The 24,130-nt window shown below is 63.9% G+C and carries 22 protein-coding genes; 1 reads left to right on the top strand and 21 read right to left on the bottom strand.

What is annotated here, in order from left to right; genetic code table 11:
• Window positions 1-77 precede the first annotated feature (77 nt).
• The 17 genes from L8V00_RS00715 to L8V00_RS00635 form a co-directional block, all read right to left on the bottom strand.
• Entirely contained in the window at window positions 78-1,070 is a 993-nt protein-coding gene (locus L8V00_RS00715) for a siderophore ABC transporter substrate-binding protein (protein ID WP_269943944.1), read from the bottom strand.
• Window positions 1,071-1,184: 114 nt separating this feature from the next.
• Window positions 1,185-2,327, bottom strand: a complete 1,143-nt coding sequence (locus tag L8V00_RS00710; protein ID WP_269943943.1) for a dTDP-glucose 4,6-dehydratase — start codon at window positions 2,325-2,327, stop codon at window positions 1,185-1,187.
• 1 nt (window position 2,328) lies between these two features.
• On the bottom strand, window positions 2,329-2,700 hold the full coding sequence (locus tag L8V00_RS00705; protein WP_035002972.1) for a cupin domain-containing protein: 372 nt from the start codon (window positions 2,698-2,700) through the stop codon (window positions 2,329-2,331).
• A 48-nt stretch (window positions 2,701-2,748) separates the two neighbouring features.
• Window positions 2,749-3,861: a c-type cytochrome biogenesis protein CcsB gene (gene ccsB / locus L8V00_RS00700; protein WP_269943942.1), complete on the bottom strand. Its 1,113-nt coding sequence runs from the start codon at window positions 3,859-3,861 to the stop codon at window positions 2,749-2,751.
• A gap of 92 nt (window positions 3,862-3,953) precedes the next feature.
• Window positions 3,954-5,612, bottom strand: a complete 1,659-nt coding sequence (locus tag L8V00_RS00695) for a cytochrome c biogenesis protein ResB (protein ID WP_269943941.1) — start codon at window positions 5,610-5,612, stop codon at window positions 3,954-3,956.
• Window positions 5,613-5,704: 92 nt separating this feature from the next.
• Window positions 5,705-6,502: a cytochrome c biogenesis CcdA family protein gene (locus L8V00_RS00690; RefSeq protein ID WP_269943940.1), complete on the bottom strand. Its 798-nt coding sequence runs from the start codon at window positions 6,500-6,502 to the stop codon at window positions 5,705-5,707.
• Window positions 6,503-7,111, bottom strand: coding sequence for a TlpA disulfide reductase family protein (locus L8V00_RS00685; protein ID WP_269943939.1), 609 nt, complete (start codon window positions 7,109-7,111; stop codon window positions 6,503-6,505). It abuts the gene before it with no gap.
• Window position 7,112: 1 nt separating this feature from the next.
• Window positions 7,113-7,718 carry a histidine phosphatase family protein gene (locus L8V00_RS00680; protein ID WP_269943938.1) on the bottom strand — a complete coding sequence of 202 codons (606 nt, stop codon included), beginning with the start codon at window positions 7,716-7,718 and terminating at the stop codon, window positions 7,113-7,115.
• A gap of 109 nt (window positions 7,719-7,827) precedes the next feature.
• The gene (gene hemL / locus L8V00_RS00675; RefSeq protein WP_269943937.1) at window positions 7,828-9,159 is read right to left on the bottom strand and encodes a glutamate-1-semialdehyde 2,1-aminomutase; all 1,332 of its coding nucleotides are present in this window, start codon (window positions 9,157-9,159) and stop codon (window positions 7,828-7,830) included.
• Window positions 9,160-9,222: 63 nt separating this feature from the next.
• Complete coding sequence (locus L8V00_RS00670) at window positions 9,223-11,994, bottom strand: heavy metal translocating P-type ATPase (protein ID WP_269943936.1); 2,772 nt, start codon at window positions 11,992-11,994, stop codon at window positions 9,223-9,225.
• 5 nt (window positions 11,995-11,999) lie between these two features.
• Window positions 12,000-12,545 carry a hypothetical protein gene (locus L8V00_RS00665; protein WP_239316495.1) on the bottom strand — a complete coding sequence of 182 codons (546 nt, stop codon included), beginning with the start codon at window positions 12,543-12,545 and terminating at the stop codon, window positions 12,000-12,002.
• 2 nt (window positions 12,546-12,547) lie between these two features.
• Window positions 12,548-13,414 carry a hypothetical protein gene (locus L8V00_RS00660; RefSeq protein WP_269943935.1) on the bottom strand — a complete coding sequence of 289 codons (867 nt, stop codon included), beginning with the start codon at window positions 13,412-13,414 and terminating at the stop codon, window positions 12,548-12,550.
• 68 nt (window positions 13,415-13,482) lie between these two features.
• On the bottom strand, window positions 13,483-14,487 hold the full coding sequence (hemB, locus tag L8V00_RS00655) for a porphobilinogen synthase (protein WP_239316497.1): 1,005 nt from the start codon (window positions 14,485-14,487) through the stop codon (window positions 13,483-13,485).
• A 35-nt stretch (window positions 14,488-14,522) separates the two neighbouring features.
• Window positions 14,523-16,409: a uroporphyrinogen-III synthase gene (locus L8V00_RS00650; protein WP_269943934.1), complete on the bottom strand. Its 1,887-nt coding sequence runs from the start codon at window positions 16,407-16,409 to the stop codon at window positions 14,523-14,525.
• A gap of 149 nt (window positions 16,410-16,558) precedes the next feature.
• A complete protein-coding gene (hemC, locus tag L8V00_RS00645; RefSeq protein WP_269943933.1) occupies window positions 16,559-17,653 on the bottom strand; it encodes a hydroxymethylbilane synthase in 1,095 nt (364 codons plus the stop codon).
• A gap of 8 nt (window positions 17,654-17,661) precedes the next feature.
• Window positions 17,662-19,125 carry a glutamyl-tRNA reductase gene (locus L8V00_RS00640; protein WP_239316499.1) on the bottom strand — a complete coding sequence of 488 codons (1,464 nt, stop codon included), beginning with the start codon at window positions 19,123-19,125 and terminating at the stop codon, window positions 17,662-17,664.
• 150 nt (window positions 19,126-19,275) lie between these two features.
• On the bottom strand, window positions 19,276-19,563 hold the full coding sequence (locus tag L8V00_RS00635) for a glutaredoxin family protein (protein ID WP_049048888.1): 288 nt from the start codon (window positions 19,561-19,563) through the stop codon (window positions 19,276-19,278).
• An 85-nt stretch (window positions 19,564-19,648) separates the two neighbouring features.
• Between L8V00_RS00635 and L8V00_RS00630 the strand changes: the two genes are divergently transcribed.
• A complete protein-coding gene (locus tag L8V00_RS00630; protein ID WP_239316501.1) occupies window positions 19,649-20,905 on the top strand; it encodes an HAD family hydrolase in 1,257 nt (418 codons plus the stop codon).
• 92 nt (window positions 20,906-20,997) lie between these two features.
• Here the strand turns inward: L8V00_RS00630 and L8V00_RS00625 are convergent, their stop codons facing one another.
• From L8V00_RS00625 to L8V00_RS00610, 4 genes are all read right to left on the bottom strand, one after another.
• Window positions 20,998-21,099 (bottom strand): 30S ribosomal protein bS22, encoded by a 102-nt coding sequence (locus tag L8V00_RS00625; RefSeq protein ID WP_003855542.1) that lies wholly within the window; start codon window positions 21,097-21,099, stop codon window positions 20,998-21,000.
• 285 nt (window positions 21,100-21,384) lie between these two features.
• Entirely contained in the window at window positions 21,385-21,585 is a 201-nt protein-coding gene (locus L8V00_RS00620; protein WP_005292138.1) for a helix-turn-helix domain-containing protein, read from the bottom strand.
• Window positions 21,586-21,908: 323 nt separating this feature from the next.
• Complete coding sequence (proC, locus tag L8V00_RS00615) at window positions 21,909-22,775, bottom strand: pyrroline-5-carboxylate reductase (RefSeq protein WP_035002958.1); 867 nt, start codon at window positions 22,773-22,775, stop codon at window positions 21,909-21,911.
• Window positions 22,776-22,927: 152 nt separating this feature from the next.
• Window positions 22,928-24,052, bottom strand: a complete 1,125-nt coding sequence (locus L8V00_RS00610) for an AI-2E family transporter (protein ID WP_269943932.1) — start codon at window positions 24,050-24,052, stop codon at window positions 22,928-22,930.
• Between the last annotated feature and the right edge of the window lie 78 nt (window positions 24,053-24,130).

The following is a 24,130-nucleotide window of genomic DNA, read 5'->3' as shown; positions in this document are numbered from 1 at the left end:
CACTTTCTATAGCGTTGTGCGGTGCTGTACCGCGGCAATGCGCGGTGCTGCACGGCGGTGCGCAGTATTCGCGCTTTTTACTTCCCTTCGAAGGCGTCTGCCAGGGAGTTCAGGATCTCGGTGTAGGTCGTGATCGACTCGTTGATGTACGTATCCTGCGGTGCCACGAGCACGCGATCCTCCTTCAGCGCCGGCACACCCTTCAGCGCATCGGCGCGCTTGATCACGTCTGCCGCCGGGGAGTAATCCGGCTTGTCCGCGTTGATGGCACCGTCGCGGTCCATCACCAGCATCCAGTCCGGCTTCGCATCTGCGATGGCCTCGACAGAAATGTCATCGCCCTCGTGGTTGCTGGAGGCGTTGTCGACCTCCAGTGCCGGGTCCATGCCCAGCCAGTCGAACACAGGACCCCATACGCGGCCGATGTGCGGCGCAACGTAGCCGATTTCGCCGCCGGAAACGTTGACGGCCATGACCTTCTTGTCGCCATCCAGCTTGTCGTAGGCCTTCTTCGCGCGATCCTTCGCATCGTTGAAGTCCTGCACCATCTTGTCGGCTTCGTCCTTCTTATCGAAGATTTCACCCAGGGTGGTGATCTGGCGGATCAGCTCCTCGTCCATCGGCTTATCCTCGCGGGGCTCCAGCTCCACGACGGCCGCATCCGGGACCAGTTCCTTGATCTCCTCGTCGCGGTCCTTGAAGCGCTGGCCGCTGATCACCAGGTCCGGCTGGGCTGCCACCAGAGCCTCGAAGTCGGGCTCCTTGTGGTTGCCGAGGTCCTTGATCTCCTCGTTGTCCTTGTAGTCGGTAACGGTCGCCGGAACCAGCTTCTTCGGAGCAGCGGAAAGTTCCACTCCCCACTCGTTGAGGATCTCGAAGCTGCGGTTATCCAGTGCAACCACGGACTTTGGGTTCTTCGGAACCTGCAGTTCGCCGCTGTTGTCCTCGATGGAGATCGAATCTCCGCTGGATTGGTTGGTCGAGGTGCTCTCGTCGGCGGAGCCACAGGCGGCCAGGGACATTCCCGCTGCCACGAGTGCGGCCAGCAGCTTGATGCGATTCTTTGCCATTTTTCCCTTACAAAATTCAAACTAACTGAACATACGGTTAGCCGAACCTTACATAGGGCCCACTAAGTTAGTCAAGCCTTGCTTAAAAGGGCGGCCACCCCCGCGCGGGTGACGCTACACGGGATCGATCTCTTCTTCGGTTATCTCTTGTTCGGTGGCGCGGTATTTCTTTTCGGACGCCGCCCTGGACTCAACCCACCACTTCTCATTGCGGCGGTACCATTCCACCGTCTCGGCAAGCCCGGAAGCGAAGTCCGTGAAGCGCGGCTGCCACCCCAGCTCGGCAATGCTGCTGGGATCGATCGCATAGCGGCGGTCGTGTCCCGGACGGTCGGTGACGTGCACAAAGTCATCCGCCGGGTGGCCGAACAGCTCCAGCAGGTCGCGCACGACCTGCAGGTTGGAGCGCTCCCCCTCTGCGCCGATGAGGTAGGTCTCCCCCAGTTTTCCGGAATCCAGAATCCTCCACACCGCATCGTTGTGGTCGTCCACGTGAATCCAGTCGCGGACGTTCTCACCCGTGCCGTATAGGCGGGGACGATGCCCCTCGATGAGGCCGGTGATCTGCCGGGGAATGAACTTCTCCGGATGCTGGCGCGGGCCGTAGTTGTTCGAGCAGTTGGAGATAGTGGCCTTCAACCCCCGCGAACGCACAAAAGCGCGGACGAAGTGATCCGCCGCCGCCTTGGATGCAGAGTAGGGCGAGGAGGGGTTGTACGGGGTATCCACCGTGAAGCGATTCGGATCGTCCAGGGCGAGGTCACCGAAGACCTCATCGGTGGAAATGTGGTGCAGGCGCACCCCGAGGTCCGCGGCCGCCTGGGCGACGTTCAGGGTGCCCTCCACGTTGCTGCGGGCGAAGATCGCGGGGGTAGCCAGGGAGTTATCGTTGTGGCTCTCCGCCGCGAAGTGCACGATCGCCACCCGGTCGGTGGCAGACTGCTGGGACTTGTTGACGCTCTGCTGCGCCCCCTGCGGTGAGGCGGGCTGTTCGGTAAGCGTAATCGCCCGCTCGAGAGCCTCCCGGAACGCCGAGGCATCCGCCACGTCGCCTTCGATGAACTCCACCCGTCCCGGATAGGCAACCTCCAGCGGGATGCCGTCGTCAGTGCGCAGATTCAGTGGATTCGCAGCATACGTGAGGGCGTCAAAAATAAGAACCTTGACGTCCGGCCTGGTCTCCAGCGTGCGATGAACGAAGTTCGCGCCGATGAAGCCAGCCCCGCCGGTGACGAGGACGGTGGAAAAACTGCTCACATTACTCCCCTGTTAGCAGGATCAGCGTAGCTATTGCCGGAGCATCGCCGAGGCTACGCAGAGCGTGCAGCTGGTGGGCAGGTACATGGATTGCGGTACCTGGGGTTAGCTCCACGATCTCAGGCGTACCTTCAGCTTCAGCACCAGGCCAGACAGTGAATTCGATGCGACCCTGCTGCCCCATCACCAGAATCGGCTTCGGCGCCTTGTGATCTGCAAACACATCTCCTGACTGGAAGGCGAGGCGCACCACGCGGGCACCATCGACATTGGCTTCAACCTTGACCTGTGGAACAGCACGACCACCTTCGACGTCCTTCGGGGCAGTGAGGTCCGAAATGAAGGTGTGCTGAGCGGCATTGTGCTCGGTCACGGGAAGATCCTTCCTCAGTTAGGGCAAGACAAAGAATCTAACGCCAGGCTAGTTCAGGCCGGCGTAGGAGTGCAGGCCGGAGACCACCATGTTGATGAAGAAGAGGTTGAAGACCATCGTGGCGAAGGCGAAGACGTTGATCCACGCAGACTTCGGGCCGCGCCAACCCGGGGTGGCACGGGCGTGCAGGTAGGCGGCGTAGAGGATCCAGGTGATGAAGGAGACGGTCTCCTTCGGGTCCCAGCCCCAGAAGCGACCCCATGCGGCATCCGCCCAGATGGCGCCGAAGATGATACCCAAACCGAAGATCGGCAGTGCCCACACGGCGGTGCGGTAGGCCAGTGCATCCAGCTTGGTGACATCCGGCAGCGGGGCGGCTACAGTGCCCAACCAGCCCTTTTCCTCACCCTTCGGGTACTTACGGCGCAGCAAGTACATCAGGGAAGCCATGCCGGAGATCAAGCCGATGCCGGCGCCAATAGACACCACGGATACGTGGATGACGAACCAGTAAGACTGCAGCGCCGGTACCACCGGAGCGGTCTCCGCGTACAGCTTGGTGCCAGCGTAAAACAGCAGGCCGGCGACCGGGGTCAGGATCCAGGGCCACATCACACGCATTGCCTTGCGGCGGATCATGAGCGCGGCAACGATCATGGCGAACAAGGTGACCACGCCGACGTACTCGAACAGGTTGCCCCACGGGAAGCGGTTGGCAGCCAGGCCGCGCAGGATCACGAACACCGCGTGGATTGCGATGGCCAGCCAGACCAGGGACTGGGTGATGCCGCCGAGCTTGTTGGAGCGATCCAGGGTCTTGGAGATACTCTCGGAGCGCAGGCGCTCCGGCAGCTGTGCCTCGAAGGAGGCGAAGTCGGGCTCGATGTCCTCGCCCGTAATCTCACCGGCATCGGCAACATCCGAGTCGGCCGCATTGCCCGTAGCACCTGCGCCTACGGTCACCTTGGTGGTGGAGGCAGCGCGCGCGGAGTGCCCCGCCTGCAGCTTCTTCAGCTCCTCGGCGCGCTGGCGGCGGCGATCTGCGCCCACGCGGACCATCCCGTAGAAGACCAGGGAAATGGCGAGTGCCAGCAGGTACAGGGACTCTGCGGAGCGGAAGGCCAAGTCGGAGAATTCGGATAGCTGCGGATCGATCTGCATCGAAAATCCTTCTAAAGAAAAGTCTTAAATCGCTACAAATTATCAGCTTAGCGCCTGTTCACGCGCTTCCACAATCACCCGTTCGGGGTATTTCAGCCCCGTGGCTCCAGGTGGTCGTCGACGTGGTCCTCCCAGTCGTCGGAATCCACATCGTATTCCTCGTCAAGGGCCTCTTCCTCCAGCCCCAGCAGGCGCTCGGCACAGCGGTTGAACTCGCGGCCCCAGCCGGCGGAGTCAGTGCGGGAAAGGCCGGCGATCTGGATGCGGGTGCCCTCGCCCTCCGGAGTAATGCGCACCCAGAAGCGGCGGCGCTTCACTGCCAGGGAGGCGACCAGCGAGGCCAGCATCAGCACGGCAAACACCAGCACCCAGGTGGTCGTCGGGTCCTTGGAGACCTGCAGGTTCACAAACTCCTTGGCACCGTCGAAGGTGATCTCTGTGCCATCGTCCAGGGTGACGGACTCGCCCTTCTCCAGGTTCACCCGGTCCAGCATCTGCATCTGGCCGGAGTGCAGGGCCTCCGAATCCAGCGCAAAGATGTTCTGGCTGCGCCCGCCATCCAGGCCGGTATCGCCACGGTAGATGTCGATGGCCACCGCGGGATCGCGCATCGCCGGGAAGTTGGAGGAAAGCACCTTTCCATTCGGCCCCGTCCACTCCGCCGATGGCGCGAACAGTCCCTGCAGGGAGATCTGGTTTTGGCGGCGCTCCTGCAGATCCGGGTACATGCCCGCGGGCGGATCCCAGCGCACTGCACCGGAGGACAGGAAGTACGTCATGTCGTCCGGGCGGAACTGCACGGTCTCGGTGCGCTTCTCCCCGTTCGGCCACTTAATCGTGAACGTCGGGGCATAGCCGTGGCCCTGCAGGTACACGCGGTTGCCCTCGATACGCAGAGGGTGGTTCACCTTCAGCGTCTCGTGCTCCCACTCCTCGGTCGGCTTGAAGGCATCCTCCTTGCCGGCGTAGTCGATGTTGGACTCGAAGCCCACCGCCTGACCGTTCTGCAGGTAGTCGGCCTTGAAGTCCTTGACGTTTACACAGAAAGGAGTCAGCCCAGTGCCGTCGAACACCGGGCCGTTGCGGAAGGAATCGAAGTTGGAAACTGCGGAGTTGCAGAACTGCGACTGCTCGGTATCCGTCCCGGCCACCACGATGACCTGGCCTTCGTAGTACACCATTTTGCCCATAGCCACCGCGATGAGAATGCCCACCAGAGACAGGTGGAAGATCAGGTTCGCAGCCTCGCGCAGATAGCCCTTCTCTGCGGACATGGACCATGCCCCGGCGCGGTCGTTTTCCTTATCGACCTCGTTGACGTTCCAGCCCTTAAACTCCTCGCGCAGGGATTTCTGCACGTCCTCCACCGATTCATCGACGGTTCCGGAGTAGTGGTAGGGCATGCGGTCCAGGCGCTTCGGCGCCGGCGGCGGGGAGGAACGCAGGGCCTTGTAGTGGTCGATGCTGCGCGGCAAAATGCAGCCGACCAGGGAGATAAACAGCAGTACGTAGATCGCCACAAACCAGGTGGACCCAAAGACGTCGAAAAGCTGTAGCTTGTCGAAGACCTCGGCGGTCTTGCCGTTGGCGTCAATATACTCGGCAACCTTGCCCTCATTGAGCGACCGTTGTGGCAGCAGCGCACCTGGGATCGCAGCCAGCGCCAGCAGGAAAAGCAGCACCAGGGCAGTCTTCATCTTCGTGAGCCACTGCCAGCCCTTCTTCGGCAAGCTCAGGATCGTTTTCAGCATGGTTGCTCTTTCGTACTTTCGCTCTCTCGTTATTATTGACGCCCACTTCTCGGCCGCGACCTTTTCCCTTAAGCCGACGGCAGCGAATCGGCTTAGATCGGCAGGGTCTTATCCGAGATGAATACCTCCCGGATATAGTCCACGAACACCGCCCACTGCCCGGTGACCAGCAACAGGCCGACGATGACCAGCAGCGCCCCACCGATCATCTGGATGGTGCGGGAGTGCTTGCGCAGCCAGCCGACGCCCGTCAGCGCCTTCGAGGACCCCAGCGCCACGACAATGAATGGTAGCCCGAGGCCCAGACAATAAGCGACGATCAAGATCACACCTCGGGCGGCCGTCATCCCCTGGGTGCCGGCGGATACCGAAATGATGGAGGCCAATGTGGGACCCAGGCAGGGTGTCCAGCCCAGAGCGAACACTCCGCCCAGCAGCGGTGCCCCGGCGATGGTGGTCCAGCGCTTTGGGCTGAGGCGCGTGTCGCGCTGCAGAGGGGAAATGAAGCCCATGAACACCACGCCCATGGCTATGGTGACCACGCCACCGATGCGCATCAGCAGGTCCTGGTTCAGCCTCAGTGCGCTGATCACCCCGAAGACCGTGACTGTGGCCAGCACGAACACCACCGTGAAGCCCAGCACGAACAGCAGCGCTGCGGTGGCTACCCGGCCGCGTCTGGCTTTGACCACCGTGCCTTGCTCCGTGTACTCGGTCTCCGCACCCACTACTCCGGCGAGGTAGGAAATATACCCCGGTACCAGCGGAATCACGCACGGGGAGGCGAAGGAAACCAGGCCAGCGGCGGCAGATACCAGCAACGCAAGCAGTAGCGGACCGGCTGCGGCCGTATCCGCGAAAGTCTCTCCGATGGACTCCGCGAGGATCATTTACGCTTCCTCGTCCAACAGCGGCTCGACCTGTTCCCAGAGTTCCTTGTCCGTGATCTCCTTCAGGAAGATGTGAGCCGGGCGGTGCTGCTTATCCAACACGATGGTGGTGGGAATCACGGAGGCCGGCACGCCGCCAAGCGCCAGGGCGGTCTTAAACGGTGGATCGTAGATCGACGGGTAAGTGATCCCGTTGTCCTTCACAAAATCCTGCGGTTTTTCCTTGACGTTGTCGCGCACGTTGATGCCCAGGATGGTGCCACCGCCGTCCTTCTCCAGTTTCTCCTGGACACGCTGCAGGTCGTCGGATTCGCTTCGGCACGGCCCACACCACTGGCCCCAGGCGTTCAGCACTACGACCTGCCCCTCGAAGTCCGAAAGGTTAATGTCATCGCCGCCGTCCAGGTTGGTGCCAGTGAAGTCGGCGACTTCCTTGCGCTCCTCTGGTTCGTAGTGGATGCTGGTCTGCCCGCCGGGGGCGACGAATTCAAACGTTCCACCACTGGCCACCGCGTCCTTACCCGCGGTGCTTTCCTCACCGCAGGCGGTAAGCGCCGCCCCACTGGCGAGCAGAGTTGCCGTGAGCGCTGCCGTTAGCTTTTTACGCACCTTAAATCTCCTGCGCCGGTTCGGAATAGTAGATGTCCGTCAGCTGTCCACCGTCGAATACCAGCGAGGTAACGGAGGCCAACTCGCATTGGCGATCCGCCGGGTTGTGCGCCAGGGGCAAGCCCTGCACGTCGCGCTGGATCATCACGATCGGCAGCTGGTGGGTGACTAGCACTGCCTCGTGCCCGCGGGCTTTTTCACGCGCCGCGTCGACGGCCTCCCACATCCGGTCGGCGATCTCCTGGTAGGGCTCGCCCCAGCTGGGGATGGTGGGGTTCTTCAGCATGGGCCAACGCTTCGGATTCCACAGCGCGCTGCGTACGCCCTTGATGTGCAGACCCTGCAAATCGTTACCCGCCTCGATAATGCGCTCGTCCGTGTGGACCTCCAGGCCCAGTTTTTCGGAGAACGGCCGGGCGGTTTCCTGCGCCCGCTGCAGCGGGGAGGCAGCCAGGTACACCACGTCGTGGTCAGCGAGGTCGGCTGCGGTGGCATGCGCCATGTTCCGCCCCCGCTCGGAGAGGTGATAGCCGGGCAAACGGCCATAGAGAATGCGATCCGGGTTATGCACTTCTCCGTGCCGTACAAGGTGAACGATCGTTGCCATGGTCACCTAGCTTAGCGTGCCCGGCACCCCAACCCAAGTAAGGCAAACCCTGCTTTAAGTGCTTCTTACTGGGGTTTTAGATTCCTTGAATTAGACCCCAGCACGAAACTTAAACCGCAGGGGTGGCCGCCGCTGCAGCCTCCGCAGCCGGGGTGGCGGCCGCCGCGATCTTCTCGAAGTCGGCATCGGTCAGTGCCGTGGAGACGAACCAGGTCTCAAACACGCTTGGCGGCGGGAATACTCCGCCGTCCAAGAAAGCGTGGAAGAAGGCCGGGTAGCGGAAGGTATCCGCGGCCTTCATGTCTGCGAAGTTCGCACCCTCCCCCTCGGCGAAGCGCACGCTCACCATGCTGCCCGCGCGCTGAATGTGGTGGGCCACGGAGGCCTTCGTCAAAGCGTCGGACAGGATGCCTGCCAGCGCGTCAGCATTCGCATCGAGCTTCTGGTACGCGGCGGCGTCAGCCAACTTCAAAGAGGCCAAGCCCGAGGCGACTGCAACTGGATTGCCCGACAGAGTACCGGCCTGATAGACCGGCCCCACCGGCGCGAGGTGATCCATGATCTCCGCCTTGCCACCGAAAGCGGCGGCGGGCAGGCCACCGGAGACGACCTTGCCGAAGGTGGTCAGGTCGCCGGCCACGCCGTCCTTGCCGTACCAGCCGGACTCGCTGACGCGGAAGCCCGTCATGACCTCATCGACGATCAGCAGGGCCCCGTTTTCGTGGGCAATTCGCTGCAGTTCCGCGTTGAAGCCATGCGGGTTAACGGTGCCCATGTTGCCGGCGGCACCCTCCACGATGATCGCGGCGATCTCGCCCGCGTGGGAGGCAAACGCATCTTCTACGGCCTGCACGTCACGGTAAGGCACCACGACGGTATCGCCCGCGGCGGCCTTGGTGATGCCCGGGGAATCCGGCAGACCAAACGTAGCCACTCCGGAACCGGCCGCCACCAGCAGCGAATCGACGTGACCGTGGTAGCAGCCCTCGAACTTCAAGATCTTGTCGCGGCCCGTGTAGCCGCGGGCCAGGCGGATGGCGGACATCGTGGCCTCGGTGCCGGAGTTCACCAGGCGGGCCTTCTCCACGGAAGTGCGGCGGACGATCTCCTCTACCAGGTCAACCTCCATCGTGGTCGGCGCACCGAAGGAAAGGCCGTGGCCCGCGGCCTCCCGAACTGCCTCCACGATCTGCGGGTGTGCGTGCCCGTGGATCATCGGGCCCCAGGAGCAAAACAGGTCCACGTAGGAGTTGCCGTCGACGTCGTGCAGCGTGGAGCCCTTCGCGGAGGTGATAAACGGCGGGGTGCCGCCCACAGATCCGAACGCGCGAACCGGAGAGTTCACCCCGCCCGGGATCAGCGTGCGAGCCCGGTCGAAGGCCTTCTCGCTGGCCTGGTTATGAGAGTTATTCGAGTGCTGAGGGTCGGCATTAACAGACACGAAAAGGATCCTTCCTGCCACTTCACTAGTGGTTAGCTTGCAATCCCCACCAGCCTAGCGCGGCTAACGCTGGGACTGCTCATACTCCTCGTCCGCGGCCTCCGCACGGGCCAGGGAGATCGCCTCGGCGCGCTGCTTCTCCTGCTTGCGCAACTCGCGGATCTCCCGCCGGCGCTCCACCCAGCCCTGCCACGAGTGGGTCTGGCGGAGCGTGCCGCGCGCGTAGTTGCGGTGCAAAATGCGGGCGCTCCGGCTCTCGATCAAAGTGGAACTGAGCAGCATAAACACCGTGGCCAGCAGGGGGTTGAGCACGCCGACGACTGCTAGAGTCGCGCCGACCGCGTTATAGGTCCAGGACAACCACACGTTCCAGTCAGTGGTGTTGCGGATGTGTCGAACCAGGTTCACCAGCTCCGGCAGCGCGGAAACATCCTCGCGCTGCATCACCACGTCCGCTACCTCGGCGGCAGAGGGATCGATGCGGTTGGAAGAAGTCATGAGGATGCCCACATCCGCAACTCGCAGCGCACCCAGCACGTCACTATCGCCCACCATCGCCACGCGCACGCCCATGGCGTGGACACCGCGCACAGTGGCCGCCTTGCGATTCGGTGCGATGCCGGCCAACACGGTGGAGATGCCGAGTGCGTTCGCCGTACGGCGTGCCACAGGATAGATGTCTCGGGAGAGCATGTACGTCTCCATCTGCATATCCTCCAGCTGGTCGATCGCAGCCGGGGCATCGTCCTTGAAACTATCTGCCAGGTTAATGACGCCGCGGTCCTTGCCCTTCCAGCTGACGATCACGGGCGAGCCGCCGTTCAAAGCTGCCGTCGCCAGGCGCGGATCACGGATCTCGCCCAGGTCGTGCGGGCGCCACAGGCGTGCCTTGACGTGGCGCATTTCCCCTTCAATCGGCAACTCCGCCATTCCCTCGAAGGTGCCGTCCTTGGTGATCTTCACCTCGCCCACATCCAGCCAGTGGGGAATCCCTTCCCCGCCAGCACCACTGTCGCGTGCCTCGCGGTCGGCGCGCACCAGCGCCTGAGAGACCGCGTGATTCGACTCCAGGGACAGAGCGCCAGCCACACGGAGGATCAGGTCCGGGTTCTCCCCCTTGACAGGCGTCACGCCGATGACATGCATCGGCCCATCGGTGAGGGTGCCCACGCGGTTGAAGACGATGGCGTCCACCTCAGCGAGCTTGTGAATGGTACTCGTATCGCGCAGTAGAGCACCCGCAGTGGCAGCACGCCACAGCCCCAAACGCAGCGCCAACGGCGCAGACAGAGCCAGGGCAACCGGCGCGACGACTGCCAACAGGGAGAGGGCGGTAGCCATCGCCGCATCGACGGACTTAGTAATGGCCAGCCAGGCGATGAAGTCCACTGCAGCCAGCACGAAAGCCCACGGCACAAGCAGGCTGGCGGTACGGTTTGTCAGCTGGGTAAGACGAGTCTCGTCCAACGCGGACCCGCGCACCCAACGGTGCATGGCGGCCAGGCGCGTAGAGGAACCCGTGGCGTGCACGCGCATCTTCAACGTGCCGCCGTGATTGCGGGCACCGGCAAAGATGCGGTCGCCGACTGAGACCTCGAAAGTACGGTGCATACCGCCGACGGGCCCCATGTCCACAAGGGACTTACCACTGATGATCTCGCCGTCGCTGGGCACCATCATGCCGGTATGAATGATGATGTCATCGCCCGTGCGGATCTCCGCGATCGGAATGTCCTTCTTTTCCGTCTTCGACTTACGAGTCTTGCGCACCACCGTGACTTCCTTGGCGGCGGGCACAGTCAGCACGGATAGGATCGACTTCGAGCGCAGCGCCGTGCGCCGGGAAAGTAGCCTGCCGAAAAGCAGCAGGATAGTGCCGCCACAGGCGACGTCGAAGAAAACTGCTCCCTTAATGTCCTGCGCAGACCACACTCCGGCGAACAGCACCTGATGGCTGTGCCAACCCACGTTGCCGGCGGAAGTGAAAATCAGGGTGCACGCCGAGTACAAGTAGGCCAGAAGGATCGCCACGGAGCTGGCGCCATCCAGGGCGGATTGCCCCCGCCTTAAACCGCCGAAAAAGGCCCGGTGGAAGGGCCACGCGCACCACGTCGCCACTGGGGTGGCCAGCGCCAAGCAGACCCACTGCCAATAGTCGAACTGCCAGGCGGAAACCAGCTGCAGAACCACCACCGGCAGCCCCAGCACCACGGCGACGATCAACCGCATGCGCGTAATCAGCTGCCGGGCGGTGTGCAGACCCTCGGTGGAGTCGAAGGGGTTCTGGCGGCGGAACCTATCCATCTCCACCTTGTTCCGGTCGCGCCGTTTGCGGCTCTCCGCCGCAGCCCATGCCCTTCTGTGGTCGCTGGCATGGCGCCGCATGCGCCGGCGCGTTTCCTCGATCTCCAGCCGCGAGGCGCGGCGGCGCAGGGAGGAATCCGTCAGCCAGCTATCCAGGTTGTGCTTTTCCAGCACCTCCTGGATCTGGGCGGGCAGCACGTGATCTTCAGCGGAGATCCACGCCATGCCGGTGGAGTACACCACCGCGGCCTGCACGCCCGGAATGTCGTTGAGTTCCTCCTCCACGGTGGTGGCGGCCACCGCGGATTCCAGTCCTTCCAGGCGGTAGGCGAAACTGGCAAGCCCCCAGTGTTCGCGTGCCACCCGGTCGGCCTCTTCTTCGGTGGACGGCGTGCGGTCCATGTCGAAGCCGGCCTTCGCCGCCGCCTCGCGGGCCTGCAGGATCGCTTCGTCGACGTCGTCGACACCCACGGCAGCTTTTCGCGCCGCCCGGCTGCTGGCCGGGACGATCTTTGAGTCCTGCTCAGTCATCTTCGCTAGCTCCGCAGGCTGTCGCCCGGCAGGGTGCCGTCGCCTTCGATGGGTGGGCCGTCGAGCCGATGCCCGGCGTCAAAAAACGGGTTAACCGCAGGGCGGTAGGCCAGCAGCAGCGCGACTGCCAACAGCAAGGCCATGATGGCCTGGCCGGGGCCGGTGAACCCGAAAACCCAGCCCGCCAGCATGAACAGGATGCCCAGCGCGCCGAACCACAGCACCAGGCGGCGCTTGCCGCGGTAGCCGTCGCGCACGCCGCGGGAGAAGTAGACCAGCACCGCGCCGACTACGACGTTGATGCCGCCGAGAATGCGCACGTTGTTGCGCACGAAGTCCATGTTCTCGGCTTCCTCTGCGTTCATCGGCTCGCGATCCCACGAGGCCGTCAGGGCCAGCACGCCGAAGAAGATCATCAGCAGCCCCACAACCACCAGCATGGCGAAGCTGACGATCACAAGGCGCGGCGTGGGGTCCCCGGGCTGCCAGTACTTAACGTCGCGGTTAGGATCCTGGCCACCCGGAACCATCGAAGGAAACATCGCGGGCATGGTCAGCGCCCTCCCCAGGTGTGGTCGGTGTGATCGGTGCGGTCTTTATCGTCGCTGTTCTTTTGTTCTTTTCGCTCTTCTTTCTGACGCCGCGTTTCCGCCTTGTACTCCTCCATCTCCTTGGAGTACTTCTCCATCTCCTTGACGCTGGGCATACCCAGCCAGTCGTGGTTCTCCGGGCGGGACATAAACCACAGGCCCAGCGCAGCGCATACGCCGGACAGAATGGTCAGGATGCCGATGAGCAGCACGAAGCCTACGGGCATGAAGTCCGGCCCGCTAGCGAACGTGATGAGCACCGCGTTGAAGATCATGAACACGGAGGCGACGTTCAAGAACAGGCGGGAGTACGGAGCTCCGCGGCCTGCGCGCCAGGCCAAGTAGGCACAGGCTGCCGAGGCGATAATGCCCCACATCAGTGAGCTGATGTTTACCTGCGTGGCGATCTCGGAGGCATCCTGATCTGCAAGAACGCTGGCGAACATGCCGCTTTGGCTATCGAGGATGCCCTGGCTGCTCTGGGTCAGTGCACGCGGGTCGACAATGTTGGCCACGAACTGCACCACACTTGCCAGCAGCTGCAGCACGGCTACCGCCAGCCAGGCCCATACGCCGTAGCGGACGTCTTCCGGCGCCTCCTTGAGGTTCGGCGCGAGGCCGTCCTTCCGCCCCACCTTCGGAGGCTTCGGCGGCTTCGGGGGTTGCTGCGGGCCGTGTGAACCATACGGCCCCTGCGGGCCGTGCGGCCCCGGCTGCCCCTGCAGGTTCTGCTGGCCCCGCTGTGGCCCCGGCTGCTGGCCGTGCGATCCCTGCTGGGGGCCGCCCTGGGAACCACCCTGGAGGCGGGGGTCGTGTTGCTGTGTGCTCATATGTGCGCTGCTGTCGGTGCTGTTCATACAGCCATCTAGCCTACTGTGATTACTGGTGGTTAAGCATCTTAGCCCTGCAGCATCTGCGCCACGCGGGTTGCCCAGTAGGTCAGGATGATGTCCGCCCCGGCGCGGCGGATGCCATAGATGGATTCCATGATCGCAGCTTCCTCGTCGATCCAACCGTTCTGGGCAGCTGCGGAGATCATCGCGTACTCACCGGAGACCTGGTAAGCAGCCACGGGCACCGGGGACATGTTCGCCACTTCGCGCAGTACGTCCAGGTAGGGCATCGCGGGCTTGACCATCACCATGTCCGCCCCCTCGTCGATGTCCAGCTGGGTTTCCAGGATGGATTCCCGCAGGTTGCGGGGGTCCTGCTGGTAGGTGCGGCGGTCGCCCTGCAGGGAGGAGCCCACGGCCTCGCGGAAGGGGCCGAAGAACGCGGAGGCGTACTTCGCGGAGTAGGCCATGATCGATACGTCCTGGTGGCCGGCCTCGTCCAGCGCCTCGCGGATGTGGCGGATCTGCCCGTCCATCATTCCGGAGGGGCTCACGATGTGCGCGCCGGCCTCGGCCTGCGCAACTGCCATCTTCGCGTACTGCGGCAGGGTTGCGTCATTGTCCACGATCTGGTGGCCGTAGCGGTCGGTGGAGAGCACGCCACAGTGGCCGTGGTCGGTGAACTCGTCCAGGCACGTATCGGCCATCACCAGGATGTCGTCGCCGAAGCGCTCGCGGACGGCGCGCAGGCCGCGGTTGAGAATGCCGTCCTCGGCTACTGACTGGCTGCCGGTCGCATCCTTGTCCTCATCCAGCGGCACTCCGAACAGGTCGATGGATCCCACGCCTGCGTTCGCGGCTTCCTCCACCGCGCGTAGCAGCGAATCCTCGGTGTGCTGCTGCACGCCGGGCAGGCTGGTGATGTCCCGTGGGGCGTCCAGCCCATCGGCGATGAACATCGGCAGCACCAGCCGGTTGGGGTTCAGGTCCGTCTCCGCAGTGAAGTTGCGCATCTGCGGGGTCGTGCGGAGTCGGCGGGGGCGGCGGAACGGGGTGTAGTTCGAAGTCATGCCAACGATGCTACTCCCGCGTCCGGACGGGCTTGTTAGGCCCCGGTGTCCTTCTTCTCGCTCGTCTTTTTACGACGCCGCCTCCGCTTCCGCGGAGGCGGAAGCTGTCCCTTGGCGCGCAGGTCAGCCACGTGGTCAGCGAGGGCGTCCACAAGCTCCGGCACGCCAGCGGCCTCGGGCATGACGTCGACGCGCAGGCCGTGCTCGCGAGCGGTCTGTGCAGCCATCGGCCCGATGCAGGCGATGATGGTGCGCGTGTGCGGCTTGCCCGCGATGCCTACCAGGTTCTTCACGGTCGAGGAGCTGGTGAAGCAGACTGCGTCGAAGCCGCCGGTCTTGATCATGTCGCGGATCTCCGGGCTGGGCGGGGCGGCGCGGACGGTGCGGTAGGCCACGACGTCCTCTACGTCCCAGCCCAGGTCGATCAGGCCGTCGACCAGCACGTCGGTGGCAATGTCGGCGCGCGGCAGCAGCACGCGATCCACCAGGTCCAGGTCTGGGTCGTGCGGCGGGAAGACATCCACCAGGCCGGCTGCGTTGCGCGCATCGTCCTTCGGCAGCAGTTCCGGGGTGATTCCCAGGTCCTTCACTGCCTGGGAGGTCTTCGGCCCCACTGCGGCCACGCGCACGCCCGCCAGGGCGCGGGCGTCGAGTCCGAACTCGCGCAGCTTCTCCCACACGGCCTTCACTGCGTTGACGCTGGTGAAGACGATCCAGTGGTAGCGGCCATCGACCAGCCCCTTGATGGCGCGCTCCATCTGCACGGGGCTACGAGGTGGCTCGACGGAGATGGTGGGCACCTCCACGGGGATAGCGCCGTGCGAGGCCAGGCGGGCGCTCATGGGGCCGGCCTGGTTCTTGGCGCGCGGCACCAGCACGGTCCAGCCATACAGGGCGCGGTTTTCCCACCAGGAGTACTTGGAGCGGTTGCCCACCTGGGAACCCAGCGTGACGATCAGCTCGGCGGGCAGCTCGCCATCCTTGGCGGCGGGGCCGGACTGGGTGGTGATGGATTTCAGCGTATCCAGAGTCGCATCGTAGCTGCGCTGGCGGCGGGTGGTGCCATGTAGCGTAACGGTCGCTGGAGTGGTCCCGGCGATGCCGCGGGCCTTCAGCTCCTGCGCGATGGTCGCCAGGTCACCCGGGGCGGCGGTGAGGATCAACGGCAGCCCGGAGGCAGCCAGCTGATCCCAGTCGGCCCCACCGCGAACATCAGCCTCGGTGACGTCCGGGCCAAGGCCAATACCGGTGAAGGCGGGAACGGCCACGGATCCGGTCATGCCGGGGATGACCTGGAATTCCACGGGGCTTGCCGCGACGTGCTGCAGCTCGTGCATGACCGCCGGGTTGCTCAGTGGGTTACCGGCGACGAGGCGAACAACGTCGTTGCCTGCCTTGGCGCAGGCGACCATCTGCTCGGCCAGAACGTCCGGGGCGACGGCATCCGGCACCGGCTCGCCGTAGGTCTCTGCGCCAGCATCTGCACCAGTATCTGTGCCGGCACCTGCGTTGGCCCCTGCACTTGCCTCTGCGTCAATCTCAGGGTCGGTGTCCGCCGGGGCGGCCAGCACGATCTCCGCAGCGGTCGGCGGTGCGGGGCGCGGCGGTCGGCGACGCGCGCCGGCCTCCTTGGCGGCCTTTACCTTCGCCTCCCACTCTGCCTCGGCGGCATCCAACTTCTCCTGCGGCACCGGCAGGCGGGTGGCGATGATATTCTGCACGGATTCCAATACCGACGGATCCACCCACGCATGGGCGGTGGTCTCCAGAATGTCGCGCGCGCGGATGGTCAGCAGCTCCGGGTTTCCGGGGCCCGCGCCCACGAAGAGGATCCGGCCGCATCCAGTGGGTGCCAGGTCGGCAGCTGCCGCCACTGCGGCGGAATCAGCGCCTCCTACCTGGGCATTTCCGGAATCGGTCATAGTGGAACTTTCTAACTTGTCGGGTCTGTAATTGTGTCTTGAAAAATCTGCTTGGGGCAGCCGTGCGCATGTAGCCCGGTGGCTACGTGCACGGTGCCGGTGAAGTTTGAGGGGGCGGGGCGCCGCAGGGGGCCGCGCCGAAGAAAAAGCTATTCAGCCTCGGCCACTAACTCGGCGGCACCGTCCTCGAGTAACGCTCTACCTATGTCGGTGCCTATAGCCCTGGCGGCGTCTATGCACTCGCGCCAGCGGGGCTCCTGGGCGGCTGGGAATCCCTCGTCCGCGGTCGGATCCGGAATGTCGAAGGCAGCCTCGCCGCTGCGCACCAGCTTGCGGGAACCATCCATGGCGAACACGCCACCAAATACGCGCAGGACGTAGCCCTTGTCTGTGCCTTCTGTGCCTTCTGTGCCTTCCTGCTCCACCCACTCAGAGTATGCGGCAACCGGCGCGGTGCAGCCGGCCTCCAGGGTGGACAGCACGGCGCGCTCGGCCACGGCAGCCATGTGGCTGGGCAGGTGATCCAGGTGGCGAACGGCCTGCCAGGCGGCCTCGTCATCCGCGCGAACCTCCACGCTCAGCGCGCCCTGAGCGGGCGCGGGCATGATCGTGGACGGGTCGATCGACTCGGCGGCGCGGTCCAGCTGGCCGACGCGCTCCAGGCCCGCGCGTGCCAGAACCACCGCGTCCAGATCCTTTTCCGTCCGCCCCATGCGGGTATCAATGTTTCCGCGCAGCGGCATAAGCTCCAGGTCCGGGCGCACCGCGCGGATCTGGGAAACGCGGCGCGGGGCGGACGTGCCCACCTTGGCGCCCTGGGGCAGCTCCAGCAGGGGCTGGTTGCTTCGGCTGACCAGCACCTCGCGCGGGTCCACCCGACGCGGGACGACTGTGCGGAAACGCGGGTCCGGAGCAGTCGGCAGATCCTTGAAGGAATGCACGGCCACGTCGCACTCACCGGCTTCCAAGGCCTTGCGCAGCGTCTCGGTGAACACTCCCACGCCAATCTGCGCGACCGGGGTCTGCGCCGCCTGGGAGGCATCGCCCGGGGTCTGCACCAAGTGCAGCTCTGCGGCGTAGCCAGCGGATTGCATCCCGGCGCGGACGTGGCTGGTCTGCGTTGTAGCCAGTGCGGACCTGCGGGTGCCGATCAGGAAAGTGCGGTCGCCACCGGCCACTGACTTAGCTGAGTTAGCGGCGTTGGTGGCGTTAGCGGGATTAGCGCTATTCGACGTTGCGGACATGGAAAGTCTTAAGCCTCCTTCGCTACCTGGCTAATGCGGGCAGCGCTTGGAATTTGATCGGCACGGGCAGAGGTTCCCGCGGTCTGGGCCGGCCTGGTGTCGGTCTGCCCCGGCTGGGTCACCGAATCCACCATCCCGTTGGGCAGGTTGAACAAGGCAGCCAATGCATCCGGGTAGCTGACCTGCTGGCCACCGGCGGAAAGCTTCTTGGCCTGCACCGTTGGGGTGTGCAGCAGCTTATCCACCACGCGCTTCATCGACTTGACCACAGCCGCGCGGTCGGCCTCTGACATGTCGGGGGTCAGCCGCTCCAGCGTCATCAGCTCTTCGGCCATGACCTCCCCGGCCTTCTGCCGCAGGGCCTTCACGGTGGGCACCACGGACTGCGCACGCTGCTGCTCCAGGAAGCTCTGCAGCTCGTCGGCCACGATTTCGCGCGCCGGATCCTCGTCCTGCACCCGGTCGCCGGCCATCGTCGTGAGCTCCTCGATGTTCAGCAGCTTCACGCCGTCGATGTCAGCCACGGAACGCTCGATGTCCGCAGGCATGGACAGATCAATCAGCACCTTCGTGCCAGCTGCCCCCATGGCCGCGCGTACGTCCCGCTCGGTGACCACATTGCCCACCGCACCGGTTGCGGAAACCACAATGTCCACGGCACTCAGGCAGTCTGCCACCCCGTCCAGCGGCACGGCGGAGGCATCCACCCCCGCCTCACGCGCGTGGTTCACCAGGTTCTCCGCGCGCGACAGCGTGCGGTTGGCCACGGTCACGTGGTCGATACCCAGCCTGCCCAGGTGGGTGGAAGCCAGGGATGCCATAGCCCCCGCACCGATAATCAGCGCGCGGTGGCCGGCGAGGGGTTGGGACGAGGGGGCGTCATCCACAACAGAAGAAAGAGCACGTGCGGGTTCGATGAAGCGCAGCGCCTGGTCCACGGCGAAAGACACCATGGAGGCACCCGCCGAATCGATGGCGGTCTCGGAGTGCACGCGCTTGCCCGTCCGCAGTGCGCGCTGCGTCAGGTCGTGGAGGGTGCGCCCGACCGTGCCGGTCTCGTTGGCAGACTGGTAGGCGCTGCGCATCTGGCCGATGATCTGCTGTTCGCCGATGACCATCGAATCCAGCCCGGAGGCGACCTTCAGCATGTGCTCGGCCGCGGAGTCCGCGTAATGAACGTACAAGTGCGGCTCCAGCTCGGTGGTCTCCAGCCCAGAGAACTGCGCGATCGTGTCCACCACGTGATCTAGCCCGGAGTGGAAAGCGTTGGCGACCGTGTAGAACTCCATGCGGTTGCAGGTGGAAAGCACCAGCGATTCGGAGATCACGTCGTTATCCACCAGCGATAGCTGCATCTTCGGCAGGTCCGCATCGGCGACCGTCGCCTGCTCCAGCATGGTCACCGGAGCCGAACGAAAAGACAGTCCGACCAGCAACACCGACGCGGAACCAGTCCGGGTGCTACTACTCATATGTCTTCATGCCTCCTGCGGGGATCACTTGGGGGACGGCCGCGCGCGGGGCTAAACCCCCAAGTAGTTACGAGTGTCTACGGTAGCCCTTAACCCACCCCGTTGCCAAAACGAGTTCGCGAGGCTGCTATATAGCGGCAAAACAGCGCCCTAGCCCTGCTCCAGCGCCGCGATCAGCTCGTCATCGTCGATTTCCCAGCACGCGACCTCCTCGTCGTCGACGAGCACTACGGGCACGCGGTCGCCGAACTCTTGTGCCAATTCCTCTTTTTCTTTGGTGACGCCACCACGGTCCAGCTCAATCACTTCCACCGTCGTGCCGAAGCGGTGTGCGATGGGCAGGATTTGCTGGTGCACGCGGGCACAGGAGCCGCACGTCGAGCGGCTGATCAGCTGCACTCGTGCGGGCTGGGCTGGGGAATTATTGTCAGAGTTCACGGCCTTCCATGCTACCCGCCGCACAACTTCGGACTAATAGCTCTCGGCAGCGCCCTGGTCGCACTTTCGGGGTAACTTATTGTGTGTGAATGCAGCGCCTGATCTAGAACCGTCGAACCGCCCCACCCCGGCCCCAGGCCGGAATGCGGGTGAGCGCGCGGCCCTGTTGGCGCAATTGCGCGACATTGGCAGCGAATGGCGGGGATACCTGCGCGCGCTGTCCCTGACTGCGCAGTCATTCCTCCGCGAGTTCCGGGAGGAACGTTTAGGAAAATCCCGCCGCGAGAAGCACTCAAGCGATGCTGAACGTCTGGCGGCGGAGAAGGTGGCGTCCCAACCCAAGAAACACGAACACTCCACCCCAACGACACAGAACCTGCAGGTCGGGTACGGCACCGGCGCCCCACAGGCGCTCTGGGAGCTCAGCGAGGCGCAGCTGGATCAGCTGGCGCACAGCTACGAGATCGAGGGCGACCAGCTGCGCACCGGGCTGGCCAACCTGGAGGGCGCGGGGCTGTCGGCGGAAAAGCCGCGGCATCTGGATCACCCCGACCCCTCGATCCCGCAGGATGCCGGAGTCGGCGCGTTCTTCGACGTGGACAACACGCTGATCAAGGGCGCCTCGATCCTGCTCTTCGCCCGCGGGCTAGCGAAGCGGCGCTTCTTCACAGCCCGACAGCTGCTGGGCTTCATTTGGGTGCAGATGAAGTTCCGGGTGCTGGGCAAAGAAAGCGCGGACGACATTTCCAGCGGCCGGGAGCAGGCGCTGGCGCTGGTGAAGGGCCGCAAGGAATCCGAGGTTATCGACATGGCCCAGGAGATCTGGGCGGCGACGATCGCGGAGCGCATCTTCCCGGACACCAAGGAGCTGGCCGACATGCACATTCAGGCGGGCCAGCAGGTGTGGCTGGTGACTGCCTCGCCGGTGCAGCTGGCGCAGATCATCGCCAAGGAGCTGGGTTTCACCGGCGCGCTCGGCACCGTGGCGGAGGTGAAGGATGGGCGCTTCACCGGGCGGATGGTCGGCCACATGCTGCACGGTGAGGAGAAGAAGCACGCCGTTATCGCCCTGGCCAACTACGAGGGACTGGATCTGCAGCGCTGCACCGCATACTCGGATTCCGTGAACGACCTACCGATGCTTTCCACCGTGGGCACGGCCGTGGCGATCAACCCGGATTCCAAGCTGCGCAAGGCGGCACTGGAACGCGGCTGGGAGATCCGCGATTACCGGCGGGTGCGCCGCGCGCTCCGGCGCATCGGCGGGGCGCGGCTGGCAGCAGGGGCTGCCCTGCTGGGCCTGGCCGGCGGCGCGGGAATGTGGGCGCGGAAGCGGCGCTAAAGCTCACCCGGGAACGCAAAAACCCACCGTGGCCACGCCCCTTTTTGAAGGGCGCCTGCGGTGGGTTTCTTTCTATATGCGGCAGCGGAAGGCTACTTACCGAGCTTCCTACGCTGAACGCGGGTCCGGCGCAGCATCTTGCGGTGCTTCTTCTTGGACATGCGCTTGCGGCGCTTCTTGATGACAGAACCCATGGGGTAAGCCTCGTTTCTCTCGGTTAGTTATCTCTTCAGGTTAAAGGTCTGCTCCCCCACCGCCGGACCTTATACGGCGGTAGAGAAGATGTGTCCTCGGATGCACGCTGCCTGCCACAAGGGGCTGCCGTTATGGGCTGCCGCGCAAGAGTTGCTTCACATCCGTAGACACGAATGTTCCACAGTTTAGCCCCCAGCACCCTGCAGAAACAAAAATCCCCCATCACCGGGCGGGTGGCTCAGGCCACCTGACTCCGAAAATGGGGGACTGTTGCGTCTCGCTGATTAGCCGGTCTGGCCGGGGTTGTACTCGGAAGCTCCGAGGTACGCCTCAACAGCGGATCCACGAACGCGGAAGTTGCGGCCGACCTGTACGGCGGGCAGCTCCTCCGAGTGGATGAGACGGTAAACAGTCATCTTCGACACGCGCATCAGATCGGCGACCTCTGCGACGGTCAGAAATGTTCCATTTTCGGTGTTAGCCATAGATCATCACTTTCTTTGCGCTCTCATGCGCTGCAGGCTTCCCCTCCTGCAGGACTTCACACGTGATCGCTCGCGAACCATCATAACGTGAACCATGTGAATAATGTGCAACAAGGGTGACCATTGAGGGCAGATTGCTACTTGTGGCCTACGCAACTCGAGGTGCCACAAGCCCACGCCCGTTACCGAGCGTGACCGGATTGAACAGGCGTGATTTGTGTTAAACCGTTGTGTCTAAAAAGATCACTGTGGTCGCTCAGAGAGGGGCAGAAATTAACCCCATTTGGGCGGAGCGCGCGCCCACGTGCCGGGCGCAGGCGCGCTTAGTTATCGCCGTTAGCTCCGTTCGCACCAGGCTTCGGCGCACCCAGTTCCTCGGAGCGGTCCTTACATGCCTCCATGGCACGGAAGAACGCTCCGCGAATGCCGGACTCCTCCAGTTCGCGCAGAGCCGCCGCAGTGGTTCCTCCGGGACTGGTCACCTTGGTACGCAGAACGGACGGCGTATCCCCGCCCTCTGCTAGGTTTCGGGACATCATGGTGGCCGCGCCTTGCACGTTGGCGATGGCCAGCTTCTCCGCCAGCGGACGGGCGAGCCCCAGCTGTACGGCAGACTCGATCATGGCTTCCACGACCAGGAAGATGTATGCCGGGCCGGAACCGGAAACGGCCGTGACTGCGTCCAGCTCCTTTTCCTTAACGATGACGGCCTCGCCGACCTTGGACATGATGTCCTGCACCGTGTTCAGCTGATCCTCTTCGGCAAAGCGGCCACCAGCGATGCCGATTGCACCCTTGCCAACCAGCATCGGGGTGTTCGGCATGGTGCGGACGACGGTGGTGCCTGCGGGCAGCGCGGACTCCATGGTGTTGATGGTCACGCCCGCCGCCAGGGAAACCACGATCGTGTCCTGAGAGTTGCTGTCCAGCACCTCGGCCACCTCGTCCAGCACGATGGGGACGATGTTGGGCTTCACGCAGATGAACAGGATGTCGGTGCCTTCGGCGGCCTCGCGTCCCTCGCGGGCGGTGACCATGCCGTACTTATCCTTCAGCTCGTCCAGCCGCTCCTGCGACGGATCCGCGACGATAATCTTCTTTGCGTCTGCGGCACCTTCGGTGTCCGCAACGATTCCGGCGAGCAGGGCTTCGCCGATGTTTCCTCCGCCAATAATTCCAATTTGAGTCATATAAACCAGCGTGCCAGGATTGGCGGCTTCCTGCTACCCGCCCATTCTTAGCCCCCAGGTTCTAGTTCCCCCAATGTTCGCTAGTTCCCCACAAAACCCAAAAAGGGCGCTGGTTCCCCAACCAGCGCCCCGCTCACATCACAGGAGACTTCTTACAGCCCCTGGATCAGTCGCGGCCCGATCGTCAGCACCAAACCGACGACGGCGGCGAGAATCATCAGCAGCTTGTCGCGGTGGCGCAGCAGCGCGTGCACCAACCCGACCAACAGCAGCGTCACGGCGATGGCCAGCACCAACGCCAGAACCGCCGGAGCCTTGGCCCAGATCAGGCTAAAGCCGAAGAACACGCCCACACCCACGGCGATCGCCAGGATCGCCTGCAGGATCATCATGGGCCAGGAGATCGTGTCGTCTTCGTACTCGACGACCTCGCCGTCCTCGAGGGATTCTTCGAGCTGCGCGAACTGTGCCTGCTCGTCACTGGTGGCCTGCACCCCCGACTTGACGCCCACCTTGTCAGCAGCGTCCGCCTCAGTCGACTTAGCAACCCCAGCGGCGCCGACTGCTCCAGCTCCGCCCGCTGCCGCTGCCGCTGCGACTCCGGCCTTGCCAGACTTGCCGGGCTTGTCAGACTTGTGAGACTTGTCAGTCTTACCAGACTTGTCGGCGTCACCAGGTTTGTCGGCGGCGCCGGGCTTGTCAGCCTTGCCCGTTTCGGCAGGCTTGATCGGCTTAACTTCCTTGGTTGCCTTCTTGGCCTCCGGCTTCTTTACTTCAGGCTTCTCGACCTCGGGTTTCTCAGCCTCCGGCTTTTCGGCCACCTTGCCACGCGCGACCTCGCCGAAGGTCGGCTTTTCAGCCTCTACACCCTGGGAGCCCTGGGCATCCTTGGAGTCCTTGCCTTCCTTTGCGTCCTTGGCAGCTGCAAGCTGGCCAGTCTTCTCCTCCGGGCGCTCCGGGGTACGACTTACGGAACGCTGATCCGGCTGGGACTTCTGGTCCTGCTTCTCCTGCTTCTCCCGCTTCTCGGGCTGCGCCGTCGCAGCGTCCTTAGCGGCATCCTTCGGAGCGGCCTTATCAGCAGGCTTGACTGCAGACTTATCCGCAGCGGCATCGTCCTCGGTCTGGACTACTGGAATGGAACCCGTCAGCTCGGCAACGGAAACGCCGCCCTTCTCCAAGTTGCGGTGACGGCGTCGACGCCGGCCAGTGTCAGCAGAACTTGGTTCGCGCCCGTTACGGGCGAGAAGTTCGGCGACTGTCAGCTTCTCACTCATCCATTGATCCCATCACTTGATCACTTACAGCGCAGTCTCAACTGCCCTCAAGCGTCACTTTAAACATATGTCTTCAAA

It is taken from the genome of Corynebacterium evansiae (genome assembly GCF_027570065.1).
Classification (GTDB): Bacteria; Actinomycetota; Actinomycetes; order Mycobacteriales; family Mycobacteriaceae; genus Corynebacterium; species Corynebacterium evansiae.
The sequence above is the reverse complement of the archived record's forward strand: the minus strand, read 5'-3'. Positions and strand labels throughout refer to the sequence as shown.